This window comes from Planctopirus limnophila DSM 3776 (genome assembly GCF_000092105.1).
Taxonomy (GTDB): Bacteria; Planctomycetota; Planctomycetia; order Planctomycetales; family Planctomycetaceae; genus Planctopirus; species Planctopirus limnophila.
The window spans coordinates 720,192-742,355 of record NC_014148.1 but is presented as its reverse complement, the minus strand read 5'-3'; the positions used below and the strand labels follow the sequence as shown (position 1 = coordinate 742,355).

Below are 22,164 nucleotides of genomic sequence, written 5' to 3'. Positions count from 1 at the left end.
ACCCCGGCTGATGATCTCGACCAGCATGATTCATTGAGTGGATCACCACTTGCGTAATGTGGCCTGCTTGCAATTCGATGCAACCTGGCCCTCACGACTTCCAACCACCATCTGAAATTACAATTCAGAGTATTCAGCGACTCTCAGGGAGTTTCCGTCACCTGAATCGCTTCTCTACTCAGGTTCTTCAGGACTCGAACTCAGCTATCTTCCCGATAATCTTCGCATGAGCCGACGACCTCTCGCCAGCGGCGAAACCTTATCAGTCAGAGAATTTGTGACAGCCACTCCGCCCAACATGATCGTACCGGCTATGGCGACCTGAGTGATCCAGTATCCTCCCGAATTTTCTTCCATACAGGCAATCTCGGTATCGATCTCCAGCGATTCCCTTCGTTCCATCGAGTCGAAATCTTCGTTCAGGGGAATTTCTGCCTCATTCACCTCCTTCATCAGAGGATCTGATACATCCGTTACGAGCGATAAAACCCTCATCAGCGAGGCATCACGGCTCGACTCACTGTTTTTGACTTCGAACAGAACATCCTGCCCTCGACCAGTCTCTTGCTCAACCGATTTCGCTCCCAAGGCTTCGTCCAGCCGGGATTGAATTCGCCACGAACGATATCCAAAACCCTGTGCGGCCTGCTGGTTTTCCTGGCCCTCTCTCGAGAACTGGGCCATCCGTTCACTCTCGCCAGCAGCACGATGGTTACCAGCCCCTGGCATATTCGCTTCCGGATTCACACCTGACGGGTTCCCTGTTTCCCGTGGGGGTCGGTCAAGATCCTGTTCCTGCTCGTTGACGATCCGTCCCTGACGCAATTCGACTTCAAGGACAGTTCTCTCAACAGGTTCACCCGGCTCTCGAACCACCACCTTGTATTGCCCGTCTGGCAACTTTTTGAAAATTTTCGGGAGATCGTCGAGCACACTCTCGTTCAAAGCCACGCTCTGGAGAACCTCTCCATCGGCACCAAGCACCTGGATCACAACCTGGATCTCATCGTCACCAACAGCTTCGCCGGCAGTACTTTCATCCTGCAGGACATCACTCAGACTCAATCCGACACTCTGCGATAAGAGCGCTTCATCAAGCCTTGTTTGCGCTGGTTCCGGTACGGGCCGCACCGGTGGCGTCAGATCGAACGGAATGCTTCCCGCCAATCCTTCGCCCGGCACGCTCGCGAAACTCGTAACCGTCGTCGTGTTCTGTTCCACCACGCGGGCTTCAAAGAAGCGGATGAGCGGATCCTGCTCGATCGTCACTGTAATCGGGATTGGTGAAGCCGGGTTGTTCGGATCCGGATTGCCGTTGTAAGTATGCTTGAACAGGAAGTTCCCCGGCTGATCAAAATAGAACGTCTCGACAGTCCCGTCGCCCCAGTCGACTGTGATGATGAAATTCTTCTCGCCCGGACGGCCAAAAGTCCCCGAGACCTGTGCCGAACCATCCGCCTGCACCTGTGGTGTCTGCACATTGATCAAGAGCGGCGGCACATCGGTCACCGCCCCCGTCTGGCTGGCCACCTGCACATTTGGTGCGAAGTTCACCAGACCACCGGCGACACCCACCACGCTCCCCGCTCCCTGAACTTCCACATCTGGCTGCGAACCCGTGTCGTTGAGATTGATATCCTCATCCGCATCCAGAGAGATCGAACCATTCCCTCCCTTGGCTGCCAACCGCTGGTTGAGAGTGATATCCCCGGTCAGCGAAGTGATCTCGATCGTCCCCCCCGCCGTATTGAGCACCGCCCCGTTGATGAAGACATCCCCTGACGTTACCAGCGACACCAGCCCGTTGGCCCCCGCGTTCGTGATTCCCGTCAGTCCATCCACTGTTGCGACATTCAGCCCAGCCCCAGCAGTGTTGTCGATCTGAATGCCACCGCTGGTCGTGTTCCGTGCAGCGAGCGTGGCGATGTTCGTCTCCAGGGCGTTGCCGGAACCAATACCTGTTGCGGCCCGCAGCACCACTGTCGGTGCGTCGATATCCACGCCGCCCGTGTCCCCCGCATCGGTGATCGCCCCCAGCCGCGAAGTGAGCGACACCGCCGCCCCCCCGGCATTCGTCGAGACGAGCCGGCTCACCGCGATGTTCTCGGCGGCGGAGAGCACGATCGTCCCCGCACCAGCATCGATCAACGAGCCATCCGCCAAGGCAATTCCACCCACGTTGTTGAGATCGCTGTCCGCCGCGATGACGATGTTCCCGCCCTGCGAAGCGATCGTCACATTTGCCGCTGCAGTGACATCCCCCCGCACGTTCAGGGTGATGTCGCCGCCGGTCGTGGAGACGTTGTTCAGCACCGTCAAATCCGCGTCGGCACCATTCACCGTGAGCGAGATGTCCCCCGTCTGGCTGCTGATCCCCTGACCCGCCGCGGTGATGATCGTGGCCCCGTTCACCACACCCTCGATCTGACCCGCTCCCTGTTGAGTCAGGCGTTCAATGTTCAGCCCCGTCGCTTCGCTGAACCGAATATCGCCATTGGTGCTGTTGATCGCATCCAGTCGAGCAACTTGCAGTTCCAGTGGTGCATCGGCACCGCCATCGGAAACGCTGCCGATCCCTGTCGCGGCCCTCAAGGTGACCAAGGCCCCTGCACTGTCGGCCTGAATATCAGCCCCACCACTTTCGCCGCTATCACGAATGCCACCGGTTTGCGAGGTGATCTGTACGGCACTCGTCGTCGCGTTTGTTGTCACCAGTCGCGAAATACTGACATCTCCATTAGCCGTCACGGCGATCGTCCCGGCTCCCGCATTCACCACCGAGCCGTTGAGCATCCGCACTGTGCCGTTCGTCGCCGTGATCCCGATGTTGCCGTTCGTCTGGATGGTCGTCACACCACTGAACTGCACATTCCGACCCGCTCCCAGCGTGATCGAACTCGTCGTCGTCGTGACCGAGCCGTTGAGCAGCAGATCGGCCGCCGCACCTGTCGCCAACAGCGAAACGAGACCGCTGGCGGCAGTCACATCAAAGCCCGTCAGCAGCGTCATCGTCCCAACCGATTGAACGGCGATGGCCCCCGGCCCCTGGTTGTCGATATCCTGCAGCCGCAAGGCATCGGTCTCGTCGATGCGGATGTCGCCGCTCGTGCGGTTGGTCGCCTGAAGCTCAAAAACCGTGGTTTCCAGGGCGGCATCGCTTGCCAGACCCGTCGCACTGCCGATCCCCGTGGCCGCATCGAGCCGCGTGATCGCCCCCGCACCGTTGGCGATCAGATCCGAGCCCCCCGTGTCGCCACCATCGATGATCGCGCCGTTTCGCGACACAACATCGATTGCCAGCCCACCCGTTCGACCGGAGATCACCTGACCGACAGTCACATTACCCGCCGCCGTGATCGTCACCAACTGCGTTTGCGATTCGACAATGGCGCCGTTCGTCATGGTGAACGAGCCGGCTCCATTCAGATCAGCATCGGCGGCGAGAGTGATCGTTCCACCCGTGCTCGTCACACGTCCCGCAGCCCCCATCGTGATGTTGTCGTCCGCGTTCACGACCAGCGCACCGTTCGTGGTGGCCAGCGTCCCGAAGACCGCCACATCGTCACCCGCATCGACCGCGAGTGTCCCCGTCCCCAGAACCGTCAGCGAGCCGTTCACTGTCACATCACCAGCCGTCAGCAGTTGCACCTCGGGTTGATTCATCGTCAGCGGAGCATCGGTGCCGACGGTGATTCCGCCCGTGTTGGTCGCCGTCCCGATAACGAGGCTATTTGAAAGAATCTTGTCGAGCTGGGCATCGGTGAAGTTCATCGCCGTGGAGGAGTTCTCCAGCCCGATGGCCGTCGCGTCGTCACGAGTCTGGAGGAACACAGTGACCCCGGTGGCTGTGATGCCATCGCCGTTCAGGTCGATATCGTTCGCCGTCAGTACGACATCCTGCCCGGTCGAGTTCAGCGAACTCCCCGCCAGCATGACGATCGCCTCGGCCGTCACATCCAGTCCATTGGCTGCGGTTGTGATCACATCACCAACAAAAGTGACTGTGCCTGAGCTGTCCGCAATACTCAGCAAATCGGCTTGAACATCGGTCAGCAACACATCTCCAGCCTCACTGATGACCAGATTCCTGAGAGGGTTAATGTCGCCCACGGAATTGTTGAAATCCACGCGGCCGTCATCCGTATCAATCGTCAGGTCGAATGTGCTGGCGACTTGCCCATTGATAGTGCTGTTGAATTCGAGATTCCCTCCGGCAGTCTCAATCGTGATGGAATCGGTCAAGGTCATGCCGCCACCGCCCGTAAGGATGTCTCCGCCATTCGTGAGTAGATCGGCACCCGTTGTGAGCGTCCCCAAAATGGTCAGGCCGCGTCCTGCACCGTTGAGTTGAACCACGGTATCGTTATCGAGCAGAACACTTGAGCCTTCGAGCAGCACGAAGCCGTCGGTGACCGTCAGCAGATCATCAACTCGAATCTCGCCGACAGTCGCCGTCACCACCACGACACTACCCGCGGTGACAGCCCCCACAAACCTCACATCGCCCGTCGTCGCCTTCACCGTGAGTGTCGTCCCCGCATCGAGCGTATCGCCGAAGACCGCATCGCGACCGGCGGTGACATCCACCAGTCCGCTGGTCGCCACCGCTCCATCAATCAGGACATCCCGCGAGGCATCGATTGTCAGCGAAGCGGCGTCAATTGTCTCCTGGGCCAGGAAGTCGTTCCCGGCAGTGGCGACAATCGCACCCGAGACATCCAGCGCCCGGTCGAAGTCGATGTCGTCGGCACTCTGGAGCGTCAGATCGCCGCCGGTGACCGTGAAGGTCTCTTGCGCGTTAATCGTCCCGCTGGTCAGTTCGCCGATGACCGCCGCACCTGTGATCTCCACCACGCCCACGAATGTCGTCGTTCCGTTGGCCAGCAGCTCCAACCCGCCGCTGACCACTGTGAACGTCGACTGGGCCTCGAAGTCGCCCGTCAGATCCAATTCCGACCGACCACCTGTTTCATAGGCACCGACGAATGTCGCATCGTTGGCCGTGATCGTGCTGGTCGTCCCGACATCGTAAGTTCCATTCACCAGCAGATCGCCCACCGCCGCGATCACGCTCGCATTGGTGACATCCACATCATCCAGCGTGATATCCGTCACGGCATCGAGATCCAGCGAGTCAGCCGTCAGTGGCCCCTGCACCTCAATCGAAGTTCCCGCGTCGGCTTCCAAAGTGCCGCTGGTCGTTACCGTCCCCAACGCCTGGATCAAACCACCGGCATCCAACGTGATCGAAGTCGGCGTCCTTGTGGCACCCACATTCCCCGCCAGCCGGATGTCGTCCGTATTGGCCGTTCCCGCCGTCAGGCTCAGTGCCCCGCCCACATCGAGCGTGCTGCCGAAGTCAATATCGTCGTCCGCCGTCACTGTCGCATTACCAACGACATCAGTAGCACCCGCCACATTGACATTCTGCCCCGCATCAAACAGCAGGTTTCCACCGACATCAACCGTGCCATCCAGATCAATGTCAGCCGCCGTCGTGATTGTCAGATCGCCTGCCACATCCAGCGCTGCCAACGCCTGCACCGTTCCGCTGTTCGTATCCCCGATGACCGCGTTGCCGACGACCGTGACCGTCTGACTAAACGTTGTCGTCCCGTCAGCGATGATCTCCAGTCCATCCGCGTCGACATCCAGCGTCGACTGGAACAAGACATTCCCCGTCGAAGCGATCTCCGTCCGTCCGCCCGAACGGTAGGTCCCCGTGAACGTCGCATCGCCGCTGGAGATGGTCGAAGTCGTCCCCGTGTCGAAGTCGCCACCGACAGTCAGCGTTCCTACCGATGTGAGGACTGTTGTGGTATCGACTGTCACGTTCCCCAGATCGATCGTCGTCCCGGCGTCGAGTTCCAGAGAACCCGCGTCCAGATCCCCCACAACTTCTATCGAAGTCCCGGCATCAGCCTCCAACAGCCCGCTGGTCGTGATCGAACCCAACGCCTGGATCAATCCCCCCGCATTCAGCGTGATCGAAGTTGGTGTCCGAGTGGAACCCACATTCCCCGCCAATCGAATGTCATCCGTATTGGCCATTCCCGCTGTGAGGCTCAGTGCGCCACCCACATCAAGCGTGCTGCCGAAGTCGATGTCGTCGTCCGCCGTGACGGTCGCAGCACCGACCACATCGGTGGCCCCGGCCACATTGACGCTCAGCCCCGCGTCGAACAGCAGGTTCCCACCAACATCGACCGTGCCGTCCAGGTCAATGTCACCCGCCGTCGTGATCGTCAGGTCGCCTGCCACATCCAGCGAGTCGAGTGCCTGCACCGTCCCGCTGTTCGTATCGCCGATGACCGCGTTCCCCGCCGTCACCGTGACACTGTCATTGAACGTCGTCGTCCCCCCCGCGATCGCATCCAAGGAACCGGTGTCGAACGTCCCGTTCACTTCGATGTTGCCGCCCGCCCGCAGCAGACTGCTCGTCGTCACCAGCACATCGTCCAGCGTGATGTCCGTCCCGGCATCCAGATCGAGCGCATTGGCCGTGAGCAGTCCCTGCACCTCGATCGAAGTTCCAGCATCGGCTTCCAGCGTGCCGCTCGTTGTCACGCGGCTCGAAGCCAGCACCTTGCCGCCGGATGTCAGTGTGATCGAAGTCGGGCTGGCCACGCCGCCAACCGCACCCTCCAGCAGGATCTCGTCGGTGGCGCTTGCCCCTGTTTCCAGTGTCACCGCACCCGTGGCATCCAGAGTCTGGGCAAAACGGATCGTGTCCCCCGCCAGCACATCCAGATTGCCATCGATCGATGCCACACCCAGCACTGTCGTCGTCGTCCCGCTCGTCAAATCGGCGGCAGCCCCCGTGGTCAACGTGCTATCCAGCGAGATCGCACCAGCGGTCGCCGTCGCGCTGAAGGTCGCCCCGGCATCGACTGCCCCCGTCACGTCGATATCCTGACCGGCGGTGAGCACCATCCCGCCGACCGTCGTGACCGACCCGTCGAAGAGGATGTCATTCCCCGCGTTCGTATTCAGCGAACCCGCCTCGGTGGTGCCCCGCACCGTGACATCACCACTGACACTATTCATAACCACAGCCCCGGTGACATCCATTCCATCGGTGAGCAGTCCATCTCCAATTGTGATGTCGTCAGCTGAGCGGACTGTCAGATCGCCCCCGACTGTGACGAGATCGTTGATCGTCACCGCCCCGGAAGTCGCCGCCCCGATCACCGCGTTATTCGTGACATCGACTGTCCCCGCGAACAGCGAAGTCCCGTCGGCTACTGCATCGAGGCTGTCTGCCTCCAGGTTGCCATTGATGTCGAGGTTCCCTGCCACCTCCAGCAGCACGGCCCCCGTCGCGTCGATGTTCCCCGTGGTTGTCCAGTTCCCCGTCTGCGAAGTACCGTCGAGCGAGGCGACCGTCAGTGCCTGGGTGGAGACGGCAGCCGCTTCGATGACGAGCGCGCCCAGTCGGGTCGTGTTGCCGACAGCCCCGCCCAAGGTCACATCACCCACCGCGTCGAGTGTCAGGTCTTCCGCACCGGCTGTTGTGCCGTTGATGGTCTTCTGGAAGGTGATCGTGCTCCCCGAGGTTACGACCACATCGCTCGTCAGCACCACATCTTCAGCAAAGTTGACCTCACCGCTGGTCGAAGTGATGTCCCCATGCAGACTCACATCCCCCGTCCCGATCTGCACCACTCGGCCTGCTGCTGTAATTCCGGCGGGATCGAGGATGGAGAGCAGCCCACCGTTGTCCAGTTCGACTTCGCCACTGCTATTCACCGCTCCCGCCAGCCGCATCGTTGTGCCACTGGTCAGAAGGATGTCGCTCCCCGCACCCGTCGTCGTGACCGCCTGATCGAAGTTCAGCGAAGTCCCGGCATCGGCCGTCAGAATTCCCCCCGCCGCCACCGTCCCCGAAGCGTCGATCAACCCACCTGCATCCAGCGTAATCGAAGTCGGCGTCCGCGTGGCACCCACATTCCCTGCCAGCCGGATGTCGTCCGTGTTGGCCACACCCGCTGTGAGACTCAGCGCCCCGCCCACATCGAGCGTGCTGCCGAAGTCAATATCGTCGTCCGCCGTGACCGTTGCACTTCCCACCACATCCGTGGCACCCTCCACATTGACGTTCTGCCCCGCATCAAACAGCAGGTTCCCACCGACATCGACCGTCCCATCCAGATCAATATCAGCCGCCGTCGTGATCGTCAGATCGCCGCTGACATCCAGCGCTGCCAAGGCCTGCACCGTTCCGCTCGTCGCGTCGCCGATGACCCCATTCCCCGTCGTCACCGTGACGGCTTCATTAAACGTCGTTGTCCCAGCAGCCACCGCATCCAGCGAACCCGTATTGAACGTCCCGTTCACCAGAATCGCATCGCCCGCCCGCAGCAGACTGTTCGTCATCACACTCACATCGTCCAGCGTGATGTCGGTAACGGCATCGAGATCGAGCGCATTGGCCGTCAAGAGCCCCTGCACCTCAATCGAAGTCCCCGCATCGGCTTCCAACAGCCCACTCGTGGTCACCGTCCCCAATGCCTGGATCAACCCACCTGCATCCAGCGTGATCGAAGTCGGCGTCCGCGTGGCACCCACATTCCCTGCCAGCCGGATGTCGTCCGTGTTGGCCGTTCCCGCCGTCAGGCTCAATACCCCACCCACATCAAGCGTGCTGCCGAAGTCGATATCGTCGTCCGCTGTGACCGTCGCATTACCCACGACATCAGTAGCACCCGCCACATTGACGTTTTGCCCCGCATCAAACAGGAGGTTCCCACCCACATCGACCGTGTCATCCAGATCGATGTCACCCGCCGTCATGATCGTCAGATCGCCTGCCACATCCACCAAGCCCACCGCCTGCACCGTGCCACTGTTCGTGTCGCCAATGACCGCGTTGCCAACGACTGTGACGGCCTGATCGAACGTCGTCGTCCCGTCAGCGATGATCTCCAGTCCATCCGCGTCGACATCCAGCGTCGACTGGAACAGCACATTCCCGGTCGAAGCGATCTCCGTCCGCCCACCCGAGCGGTAGGTGCCGACGAACGTCACATCGCCGCTGGAGATATCTGAGGTCGTCCCTGTGTCGAAGTCGCCGCCGACGGTCAATGTCCCCACACTCGTGAGAACCGTCGTGGTATCGACAACCACGTTCCCCAGGTCGATCGTCGTCCCCGCATCCAGTTCCAACGAACCCGCTTCCACATCACCCACGAACTCGATCGAGCCTCCCGCCTGCACCAGCAGGTGATTGGTGACATTCGTCGCACCGCTATTCGTGAAGTTGCCGTCCAGATCGAAGCTGGCACTGTTCGCTGTCAAGCCTCCCGCACCAATCGTGACATCACCTGTGATCGGCCCGATGTTGATCGTGTCGGCCGTCAGCGAACCAAACGACAGGCTATGAGCCTCTTCAATCACCAGATCGCCCGTCGTCCCCGTCACATCCCCCACCGAGAAATCACCGTCCGGCCCCGCGTCGATTGTCAGTGTGAACGTCGCCAGGTCGATATCGCCGGTGACCGTCACATCGGCCCCGGTGCCGGTGTTCGTGCTGTCGCTGTCGAACAGCACACTGCCCGTCAGCAGCACATTCCCCTGCACCTCGATCGGCTGATCGTCAGTGACGAGATTTGCCGCTGTGGTCAGATCGCCAATGATCGTGATACCGCCAGCCGTCGATGTCACATCCCCCGTCGCATCCAGTGTGATGCCGCCAGTTCCCGCCAGTGTCACCGCTCCACCCGATGTCAACGCCTGTCGCAGACGAACGGTGGAACCTGACGATGTGATCGAGGTCGTGCCCGTAATCCCCTGCGTTCCCTGAATATCGATCGCATTCACGGCATCCACATCGAGCAGGCCGCCGACCGTCGTGTTTCCTGTCTGCGTGAATGCACCCGCACTCGTCACCAGCAGATTCCCGTCCGTCGTGGCCGTTCCCAGCGAGAGATTGCCACCGGCGGTCGTCGTCAACGACAGCTGACCATTCGTCCCCAGGACCATCGCCGCTGCAACAGTCAGATCTCCCGCATTCGAAATCGTCGCATCGCCGCTGGTCGTCGACACATTCGTCACACTCAGGCTCTGACCACCCGTCTGCACGAACGAAATGTTGCCGCTTGTCGTTGCCTGCAGATTGCTCGCTGTCACAGCTCCCGTCGTGATATTGGAGGCGTTGGACAGATTCATGCCGCCATTTGTGCTGGTAGCGCTAATTGTCTTGCCGCTGAGTTCGAGCGTTCCCGCCGCCCCGCCGGTCGTGCCGATTCCCGTGGCAGCGGCGAGCGTGATCGAACCCGCCCCGGCGTTCAAATTGACCGTGCTGTCGGAGACATCCACATCCTGGATCGAACCACCCGTTGAAGTGACCTCGATCGTCCCCGCGACAATTTCCGCCAGAGTGACGTCCCCCACTGCCGTCAGTGTCGCACTGGTCGCCGTGATGCTGGTGCCGCTGGCCATGCCGATGGTCGCATCGCTTTCCAGCGTGACTGTCTCACCGGTGGCGTCGATATCGGCCTGCTGGCTGATTGCACCCACCGCATCGATCAGTACGTTGCCACTGCTGGTAATCTCTTCGGTGATGGTCACACTATTGGCGGCAGTGATCTCCAGGTCGCCACTGCCGTTCTGGGTGGTTCCCGTCACCGTCGAGGCCTTGAGGTTCACTTCACCCAGCGTGAGCGCCCGGTTCCCCTGATTGATGGTCACGCTACCCGACGTCCCGTTCCGCAGCGCCAGTGTATCGACCCGTGTGGTGAGGTTAATGCCTGTCTGCGCGACCAGCGCCAGGTTGGCGACGGTAATCACACTGGTCAGGTTCTGCTCAATTGAGCCGTTGGTGATGATCGCCAGCGTGGTGACATTCAGCCCATCGATATCGCCAACGCTCACATCTCCCGTATCAGCCCGGCCCACTTCCAGCGTGCCGGCGACAATCCCCTGCAGTTCAGCCTGCGACAAGTTGATCCCCGCCGCCGCACCGTTCAGGCTGATTGTCCGGCCCGCCGTGTCATTCTGCAGCAGAACCGTCTCCGTCCCTGCGTTGATTCCCGCGCCCAGCACATATTCGTCGGCCCGCAGCCTAATGTGACCGACATTCGTGGCGATCTGTGCCCCGGCCAAAGTGGTGAGCGTGTTGGCCGCCACTCGCAGATCGATCGCACCGCCCGCCGTCTGATTGACCAACCCACCGACGACCAGATCGTTGGCGATGGTGAGCCCCCCAGTGGTATCGACCAGCACGATGTCGCCACTGGTGCGATTGCGAGCAGAAAGACTGTCGGCATTCACCTGCAGATTAATCCCTGTCGCTGCATCGAGCACCAGGGTCGGCGTGGTGATGGCGAGCGTCGAGCCCGCATCCTGAGTGATCGCGCCGTCGGTTGTCAGGCGGGCTTCCTTCCCCGCGCCGCTCCAGCTCACATCCCCCAGTTCGATCCCCGCGTTGGTCTTGGTGGCCGATCCGACCAGCAGCCGGTTGGCTGTGATCTGATCCAGTTCCGACTGCGTCACTTCGTAGCTACCACTTCCCGAACCCAGCCCGAATGTCCCTGCGGCGGTACTGGTGAGGAGCTCGACCGTCCCCAGACCGACATTAACAGTCCCTGCCACATCCAGGTCGGCGGCGCAAAGTGTGATGCTGTCAGTTGCCAGCCCCGAAGTGACGGCCACATCCGCACCACTGGCAATCGTGATCTCGCCGTTGCTGCTGCCATCGGCATCGGCCTCGATGACGAGGGTGCCCGTCGCCAGCGTTACATCGGCGTTCACCGTCACATCGTCATCGGCCATCAGTGTCAGACTGTTCCCGCCCGCCACGATGAGCGAGTTGATAATCAGATCGCCCGTGTCCCCGCCCAGCGCTTCGATGGTCGTTTGCCCTGTCCCCGTCTGCACACCGGCGACCAGCGTCCCGCCGACCGCTTCAGCCAGCGAACCAATCGTCAGGCTCCCGGCCGTATCCTGCAGCACATGTCCCGTCACCGCATTCCCGGCACTTAACGCCAGCGTGGTGACATCGAAGTCGAGCGCCACCTGCCCACCGGCGACAATGGCCAGTTGACCCACTGAGACATCCGGCGAGCCATCGACCGCCCCCGCCACATTCCCGTTTGTCAGCAGCACCAGCGTCCCGATGTGCGGGGAAAGATTACCCGCTGCTGCGATCGATACATCGCCACCATCTGTCCGCCCGACAATCAGTTGATTGGTGGTGATATTGGCCAGTTCGGCCGCATCCAGTGAAAGATCCCCAGCGGCCAATCCCAGACCAATCGTCGCTGCAGCCGTCGATTGGCGGATCTCGACAAAACCAACTGGAGCGTTATTCGGGCCAAACGTTCCGGCGCCGCTGGCTGTCAGCGAACCAGCCAGCATGACATCACTCGCCGTGATACGAATCGCTTCGGACGTTGCTTCCACCGATCCGGTCGCTGTCACGTTGAAGACACCGTTAGCGTCGGCATCGCTGTCAGCGTCGAGAAGGATCGTGCCACCGGTGGAAAGGACATCTCCCGAGATTGTGATGCCGCTCGTGGCGTCCAACGTGATGTCGTCGGTCGTGTTGACGTTGCCGCTCACATTAAGCGCACCAGCGACGACGTTGACGGTCAGATTGACTGCCGACGCTCCCGTGAAGCTCTCGAACGTCACTCCGCCGATTTCCAGATCGCTGGCGTTCTCCAGGAACACATCGCCGCTCGTCGAACGGACGGCCAACCGATTCACATCCGTCTGGAAGAACTGCAGCCCTGTACCAATATCGCCTGCCGCGAAGAGGCCCAGATTGTCCGTGGTGATCGTGGTTCCCGCCAGTTGTGTGATCGCACCGCTGGTCGCGACCACCAGCACCGACTCACCCGCTTCGATGTCGCCACCCAGATCGACCGCATCGCCCCGCAGTTCAATGGTCGAAGAGAGTCCCGAAGTGGTGATGGCCTGCGTCGTCACATTGCCACCGGGCAACGTCCCATCCGCATTCGCAACCATCTTCACACTCGTGACGGCGGTCACATCGCCATTCAGCGTGACATCTTCATTGGCGGAAAGATCGACACTCTCGGCATCGATCGCCTGCTGGAATAGAATGTTGCCACCAGCCGCCACATCGATGAGGTCGTTCACAGTCGCGGTGCCGTGATTGGTGAAGTTACCCACCAGATCGATGGTCACCGTCCCCGCGGTCAAGTTCCCCGTGCCCACCGACGCATCCTGGGCATTCGTGATCACGAGTGCGCTCAATGGCGTCCCGGTAACGAGATCCGTCGCGAAGTCACCGACAAACCCGGCATCGATGGTCAGCGTGAACGCGCCCAGGTCAATGCCCCCGGCGCCACTCACGGTGATATCCGCCCCGCCACCCACGCCGTCCGATGAGTTGCTGTCGAACTTGGCGTTCCCCGTCAGCGTCACATCGTCGTTGATCAGGATGGCCCCATTATTGGTGACCAGATCGCCAGCCGTGGTCAGGTCGCCCGTGACAGTGATTGTGCTCCCCGCATTCGTTGCGGCCACATCACCATTGACGCCAAGAGTCACGTTAGTGCTGCCAATCAACGTGATATTGCCACCTGCCGAAACAGCCTGCTGAATCTCAATGGCATTGTTGGTCGATTCCAGGTCGAGCGTGGTGCCAGCTGTGACTGTCCTCACCGTGAGCAGAAGACCATTCGACTGAATGTCAATCAACCCGGCCGCTTCAACGTTCCCATTCTGGGTATAGCTCCCCACAGTCGTGACTCGCACATCGCCGTCGGCATCGATGGCTCCAACTTCGACATTACCTGTGGTGAGGGTGGTGAGCGTGACATCTCCACCCGCCGAAGTGCTGGTTGTGCCCGTGATGGTGAGGTCGCTATTGGCAGTGGCTTCGACTTCAGCGGCGTTGAGGTTCCCTGTCAGTGTGAAGCTGCCCGCTGCGATGACCTTCGCCAGACCGGTGATGTCCACATCTCCCGTGGTATCCCAGTTGCCGCTACTCGTCGTCTCACCATCCAGGGCGGCAGCTGTGATCCCGGCCGTCGTCACCGTCGTGCCATCGATGGTCAGCACACCGAGTCGCGTTACCGCTCCGACAGCCCCGCCCAAAGTTACCGTCGTGGTGGCATCAAGCGTCAGGTCTTCACTACCGGCAGTGGTCCCGTTGATTGTCTTCTGGAAGGTGATGCTGCTACCAGAAGTAACAACCACATCGCTCGTCAGCACGACATCTTCAGCGAAATTCACCTCACCACTGGTCGAAGTGATGTTCCCATGCAGGCTGACATCTCCTGCCCCCGCCTGCATGATTCGGCCAGCCGCCGTGATGCCTGCCGGATCAGTAATCGACAACAGGCCGCAGTTCTCCAGCCGCACTTCCGCCGAAGCATTGACCGGCCCAGTCAACGTCATTGTCGTACCGCTCGTCAGGAACAGGTTGCCGCTCAGCCCCGTCGTGGTGATCGAGCCAGCAACATCGATCAGGTCACCCGCTGTCAGCGTGATGCCGGTGGGTGTGCGAGTAACGCCGATATCCCCACCAATCACCAGATCTCCCGTCCCATCCCTGCCGGCATGAACCACCAGGTCGCCACCCACATCCACCGTGTCATCGAGCAGCACGTTGTCCTGGCTGTTGATCGTGAGCCAGCCCGTGACATCGACTGGACCCTGGGCCTGGACTGTCCCACCGGTGAGGGAATCTCCAATCAGGGCATCTCCCACGACAGTCACTGCGGCGTAGAAAGTCGTCGTCCCGGTGGCGAAGAGTTCCATTCCCCCGCCATCGACATTGAGCGTCTGCTCAAAGAGGACATCACCTGTCGATGTGAGTTCCGTACGATTTCCCGAACGATACGTCCCCGAGAACGTCGCACTCCCCGTGTTGATCGTCGTCGTGGTCCCCGTGTCGAAGTTCCCGGTGACTTGCAGAGCACCGCCACTTGTGAGACTGGTCGTGGTATTCACATCGACCACACCCAGTGTGATGCTGTCGAGGGCGGTGGTTCCCGCCGTAAGATCGAGGGCGTTGGCGGTGATGGTGCCGTCGATCTCTATCGAGGTCCCCGCCTCGGCCTGCAACAACCCGTTGGTCGTCATGGAACCAATGGAGTCGATCTTCCCGCCGGCAGTCAGGGTGATGGAAACTGGCTGATTTGGTCCACCGGCCCCACGCAGATTTCCGCCAAGGATGATGTCATCCGCCGTGGTCGTCCCGGCGGTGATGACGATCGTGCCGTCGGTAATGATCTGGTTAGTCGTCGTCACACTCTGAGCACTGATGATGGAAATGGCACCACTGCCGCCACCAGAACCGACAAGACCGGCCGTAATGCTGCCGGATGTCGTTGTTAAGAGTGATATACCACCTGACGACGTCGTAGTATTATTCGCGTTCAAATCAGCGCCGTCGTTGGAGAGCGTGATATTGCCGACAGTCGTCGTGGCTGAGGTGACTGTCAGCTCTTGACCACCCGTTTGGGTGAACTGAATGTTTCCGCTGTTTCCCTGCAGGATAGCCGTCACTCCGCCTGTCAGTACAGAGGAGTCATTCACCAGGAAGATGCGGCCGGAACTTGCTTTCGCATCGATATTGTTCGATGCCACCTGAATGGTCGATATGGTGCCAATCCCTGAAAGTGCATCCAGTACCAATGTGGGTGATGTAATCGTTCCGGCTGTTTGATTGATGCGGTCGCCAGCAAAAATCGACACCAGAGATCCGGCATCGATATCGCCACCCAGGCTGATGTCTTGCCCATTGATACGGATTTCGCTCGTCAGGCCGGTCGCAGTCAATACAGCTGTGGTAATGTCGCCAATAGTACTTTCAATGGTGATGTTGCTGGCCGTTGTGACACTTCCCGTCAGTAGAATGTTACTTAGGGCCTGCAGATCAACATTTCCATCGGCCTCGACCGCCTGCTGAACTTCGATGCCGCCATTGGTCGATTCGAGGTTGATCGTGGTACCAGCGGTGACTGTTCCCTGGGTGAGCAGCAGATCATCCGACTGTATGTCAACCAACCCGTCCGCCTCGACATTGCCACTTTGTGTATAGCTCCCCGCGCTGGTGATGTTCAGGTCGCCCGTCGCATCGGCAGTCCCCAGTTCCAGGTTGCCCGAGGTAATGGTGCTCAGGGTGATGTCGCCATCCGCACCCAAAGCCTCGGCCGTGGTGACCGTAAGGTTCGCCCCCGTGTTCGAGATCACGATATCGCCGTTGTTGGTTTCAGCGCTCGTGATCGTGAGGCCTTGGCCACCCGTCTGCACCAACTGGATATTGCCGCTGGTAGTGGCCGTGAGGGTGGCGGTCACGGCTCCATTGGTGACCGTCGAGAGGTTGGCGAGGTTGATGCCGCCGGTGTTGGTCGTGGCGGTGATTGTCCGGGCACTAGTGTTGACCACGCCGGTCGTGCCGATGCCTGCTCCCGCATCCAAGATCAGCGTCAGCGTGGTGAATGTCCCGCCAGTCTGGTTGATTGCTCCTGTGTTGGCCGTGATCTCAATGCTGGTCGCGGCTTCCACATCGTCCGCGAAATCGACCGACGCTCCGATAACCTCGATGGTACCTGTGACACCATTCGCAAAGAGATGGCCTCCGAAGTCGACAGCCCCCAGAGAAGTGACTGTCACATTGCCGGCACTCGTCACGTCGTCCTGGAAGTCGATCGCCCCGCTTGTGGTCGTGCCGACAATCACATTGCCGGTCGTGGTCGTGATGGTGCCGGTGAAGAGTGATGTTCCCGTCGCGACAGCCTGCAGGCTCCCCGCACTGATACTGCCGATGATCGACAGACCGCCAGTGGCATCCAGTTCCATCGCCGCCGTGATGGTGATGTTGCCCGTTGTTTCCCAGGGGCCGGCTGTCGTTGTCCCATTCAATGTCGCCGCCGACAGCGAAAGCGTAGTAACTGAAGCTCCCTTGAGGACCAGATCGTCCACCGCAGTCACCGCGCCGCCCAACTCCAACGAACCTGCCGCTGAGTCAATGCTCAAGTCGAAACCGGCACCAGTAACAAGGCCATTGAAGAGGATATCCCCCCCCGTCGAGCCAACATTGATTCCCTCAGTGAGTGTCGTGTTCCCTGTGATCGTGATATCGCCGCCGGTCGTGAATAGATTGGCACCTGTCGTTAGCGTCCCGGTGATCGACAGGTCATCGCCGGCACCATTCAGCTGCACGATGGTGGCGTTGTCCAAGAGCACGGTGGCACCCGTCAGCGACGCTCCGCCTGCGGTGACCGTCAATAGGTTGTCGAGCCGCAGTTCCTGATCGGCGGTGAGTTGCACTTCGCCCCCGGCCGTCACGGTCTGCACGAACCGGACATCGCCCGCCGTCGATTCCACGGTCAGCGTACCGCCCGTATTGAGCGTACCGCCGACAGTCAGCACCCCAACACTCGTGAGGACTGTCGTGGTATCGACAACCACGTTCCCCAGGTCGATCGTCGTCCCCGCATCCAGTTCCAACGAACCCGCTTCCACATCACCCACGAACTCGATCGAGCCTCCCGCCTGCACCAGCAGGTGATTGGTGACATTCGTCGCACCGCTATTCGTGAAGTTGCCGTCCAGATCGAAGCTGGCACTGTTCGCTGTCAAGCCTCCCGCACCAATCGTGACATCACCTGTGATCGGCCCGATGTTGATCGTGTCGGCCGTCAGCGAACCAAACGACAGGCTATGAGCCTCTTCAATCACCAGATCGCCCGTCGTCCCCGTCACATCCCCCACCGAGAAATCACCGTCCGGCCCCGCGTCGATTGTCAGTGTGAACGTCGCCAGGTCGATATCGCCGGTGACCGTCACATCGGCCCCGGTGCCGGTGTTCGTGCTGTCGCTGTCGAACAGCACACTGCCCGTCAGCAGCACATTCCCCTGCACCTCGATCGGCTGATCGTCAGTGACGAGATTTGCCGCTGTGGTCAGATCGCCAATGATCGTGATACCGCCAGCCGTCGATGTCACATCCCCCGTCGCATCCAGTGTGATGCCGCCAGTTCCCGCCAGTGTCACCGCTCCACCCGATGTCAACGCCTGTCGCAGACGAACGGTGGAACCTGACGATGTGATCGAGGTCGTGCCCGTAATCCCCTGCGTTCCCTGAATATCGATCGCATTCACGGCATCCACATCGAGCAGGCCGCCGACCGTCGTGTTTCCTGTCTGCGTGAATGCACCCGCACTCGTCACCAGCAGATTCCCGTCCGTCGTGGCCGTTCCCAGCGAGAGATTGCCACCGGCGGTCGTCGTCAACGACAGCTGACCATTCGTCCCCAGGACCATCGCCGCTGCAACAGTCAGATCTCCCGCATTCGAAATCGTCGCATCGCCGCTGGTCGTCGACACATTCGTCACACTCAGGCTCTGACCACCCGTCTGCACGAACGAAATGTTGCCGCTTGTCGTTGCCTGCAGATTGCTCGCTGTCACAGCTCCCGTCGTGATATTAGAGGCGTTGGACAGAAAGACGCCTACCGTTGCCGTGGTGGCGCTGATGTCGCTGGTGCTGATTTCCATCGCGTCAGCGGCTAAACCGATACCGTTCTGGGCATCGAGTTCGAGGATCGGCGAGGTGAGGGTCCCGGCGGTCTGGGTGATCGAATCAGTAGCAGTGATCGTCGCCCGGCCAGAGGCGGTGATATTGCCACCCAAAATGACTTGGGTCCCTTCGAGAGTGAGTTCCCCCGAACCGCTGATCAGCGCCGAGTTGAGCGTCATAGTAGCGTTGTTGGTGAGGTTCGCGTTGCCGCTGGTGGCAACGTTGGTCAGCGTCAGCGACTGGCCTCCCGTCTGGTTGAAAAGGATATTGCCTGTTGTCGCAGTGAGAGTCGCTGTCGTCGCTGTCGTCGCGGCGTTTTCCACTTGCATGCCGCCGGTGTTGGTCTTGGCGGTAATCGTGCTGGCACTGATCTCCATCGCACGGGCCACCATCGCCGTCGTGCCGAAGATTCCTGTCTGGGCATCGAGAATCAGTGTTGGCGACGTGACGAGGCCACCTGTCTGTTCGATTGATCCTGCAGTGGCCGTAATATCAACAAGACTTCCCGAAGTCACATTTCCTGCGAGTGTAACCGATGTTCCCGTGATCGTGATCTCGCTGACGGCATCAGTGGCCTCCAGCAGTTCCGTCGTCACTGTTCCGCCAGTGCTGGCAATGGTGATATTGCTGGCTGTGGTTAAACTGCCCTGTTGAGTAATGCCGTCGCTGGCTTCGAGCCGAATGCTGCCACCACCGGCCGTATTGTCGACGGCAGCGTTCATGTCGATCGTGCCTGTCTCGACGACCAACTCAAACGTTCCGGCTACAAGAACCGAACCCAGTGTCGTATCCGCATTCCAAATCAGTGCGTCTGCGCCAGCACTGTCAGCGTCGTCCATGGTGACGAAGATGTTCGCCCCAAAGGCGGCGTCCAGCGAACTCGCTGTGAACGTATCCGTCCCATTTTGCACGGTGATAATCAGCGTGTCGGTCGGATTGAGAAACAAAACCGATTCACTGAGCGATGAATCGATCAGGTTGTAACCAGCCGCTGCGTCGTCAGTGAGACTGATCGTCTCGTTTCCGCCAGTGAAGATGAACTCGCGCGTGGTCGCCGAGAGGTTATCGACAATTGGTTCCAGCCCGGTGTAAGAGATGCTGGTGGTTCCATTACCGATGACTTCAATCGAACCGTCATTCTCACTGACGAAAGTGTGTGTCACTTTCGTGAAAGTCTGGCTGCCGTTTAACTCAATGGCGTCGTTTCCATTCCCGCCATTGAAATGCAATCCGCCCGCGAGATCGATCTCGCCATTGGACAGATCCATCACCAGAGTGTCGTCGTCACCTGAGCCGTTGATTGTGAGGCTGTTGGTACTCGCATAATCCTGCTGGAAGGCGAGCACACCATTTACATAGACTTCGAGAATCGAGGGGTCGCTGTCACTGCGTTTGACCAGCCAGTTGTCGGCGACGTTGTCATCGGGATTCTGCGCCACAATGACCGCATTGGCTTCAACCAATGCGCTGTAGTTTTCAATGCTGGCGTAGGTGACGTCCTCCCTGTCCGCAGCAGTCAACGCACCAGCCCCGGCAATCATCCCGTCGGGCGTATTCGCAAACCCATAGAGCCCGTAGAAGTCGGCTTCAAGCGTATCGACTCCATCTCCTCCATCAATCAGGATTGTCGTGCTGGGCTGGGGACGCACAAAGATCTGATCATCGCCATCACCGGCGTCAACTTCCAAAGTATCCACGGTGAAATCGAGTTGGTCGATTATCAGCAAGCCACTGGATGAGATACCACTATCGTTAATGGTGAACACATCATTCGAGGCTCCGTCACTGATCAATATCAGTTGTGTGCCTGTGATGGTTGCCGGACCAGTCGTGGTGATATTCGTGAGTGTTGTCGCATCAATGGCACTTAAGTCCAACGAATTCACACCTGAGAACGTCAACTGTTCGAGCCTGATGTCAGCTGCGTTGCTCGCTGAAAACGCTGTTCCTGTGGAGGAGAAAATGGTGGTGGTGCTGGCGCTCTCGCCAACGAGCGTGAGAGATTTTCCAGTAACGACGACCTCTTCGTTATAGCTGGTGGCATGGGCGGCGACATTGACCAGACCCATATCTGCCACTTGATCGACACCCTGCTGAACGAGAGCAAAACTGTCGTAACCAAACATCACTCTGGGCCCGGCAGGATCATCGCCATTCAACAGTGCGGCAAAGTCGTCATCGACCCAGACGGTGGTCGGCGAAAGGATCGTCAGTGCGACATCGTTACCATCTCCGCCAGCCTGAGAGTACTTGTAACGCACCCCTTCGCTATAGAATTCATCCCCTTCTGAGCGGTTGGAGAAATTCCCGGTGATGCTGCTGCTGGAGTCGGCCAGCGCAATCACCTGAAACTGATCCCCGACAACAGCCAGATAGCCGGGCTCTCGGGTAAACGTAAAGTCTGCATTCCCCAGATCGACCACACGGTTGGCACCCGTTACCAGAAACGCACTTCCCGTGGTGTCATAGTCACCATTCGGCGTACTCCCCGTGAGAAAGAACTGATCGAAACTGAAACCATTTCCGAATGTCAGATTCCCATCGACTGTGGTCTGCCCCGCAGAAGCCGGTGCGTGAATATCGCCATTCAGGAACAGCGTTCCCGAAGGCCCGAGGTTAAACAGATAAGCCCCACCCGTCGAAGAGTCTGCATCAATCGAACCGTTGAGTTCAATATCGCCCAAAGTGGATGTAACAGCCAGATTGACGATTCCGCTCGTCGTAAAGGCGATGTCACTGGCGAACGTGATCTGATCCTGTGCCACCACTTCAATCTGATCGCCCGCAGTCAAAAATCCCGCATGGATATCACCGGCATCAGAGCGAAGCTCAATCTTTCCAAGTGTCGTCAGTGACGAATCGGCAGCCAGATTAACTTCTGTTGCGTTCGTTCCGCTCAAAGCAAGGAGCGAAATTCCGTCATCTGCGGATACGATGCGATTCGTGCCAACAAAAATTGACTCGCCGACAGTCAGCGACAATTCCCCTGTGAGGTTCAAATCGCCATTGATACTGATGATCTCAATATCATCACTTGAAGTCGTGATGTCGCCCGCCAGATTCAATGAGGTTGAATTGTCGAAGACAACTGTCTGCACCCCACTATTCGCACCATCACCAATCAAACTGATCGAATGAAACGTGCTGTAATCGAATGAATCAATCAGTGTGTTGGTTTGATCGTATACCTCTAGCTCGTTATTCAGATCGTCAGTTCGCAGATAGGCGGTGTCTCCGTCAGCATCGAGAGTGATCTCCAGTACGCTTCCATTCAGCACGGGGGTCACACTGAAGACGCGACGTTCCTCCAGCGGCTCGACCTGCAGGAGGGTCGAGCGCAGACTGCCTGGTTTCAGACAGGTCGCCACATCGCGTTGTTTGGAGGCCACAAGATTCTGCAGCCATTGGGTCACTGACATGAAAAACCTCCGGGCCTTAAGCGACGGCAGGAACTCCGTATCCTGTCCTCAGTCATGGCCCCATCACTTACAAACTAGGTCATCGAACCACATCGCGGCCCTCCCTCAGAGGCACGAACTCTACGTGAGGGAAAAACCCGAAGGGGTTGGCCGGTAACTCGACATTACCGGTCGTAGGAATTCTTCTGGATATTCAGGAGCCATCACTTGCGCACAATGCACGAGTCTGAGGCAGAATTCCGC

At 59.4% G+C, this 22,164-nt stretch carries 1 protein-coding gene; it reads right to left on the bottom strand.

Translation table 11 applies throughout. The annotated features are described in order from the left end of the window. Positions 1 to 204: 204 nt before the first annotated feature. Positions 205 to 21,921: a beta strand repeat-containing protein gene (locus PLIM_RS03045; RefSeq protein ID WP_013108853.1), complete on the bottom strand. Its 21,717-nt coding sequence runs from the start codon at positions 21,919 to 21,921 to the stop codon at positions 205 to 207. Positions 21,922 to 22,164: the final 243 nt, after the last annotated feature.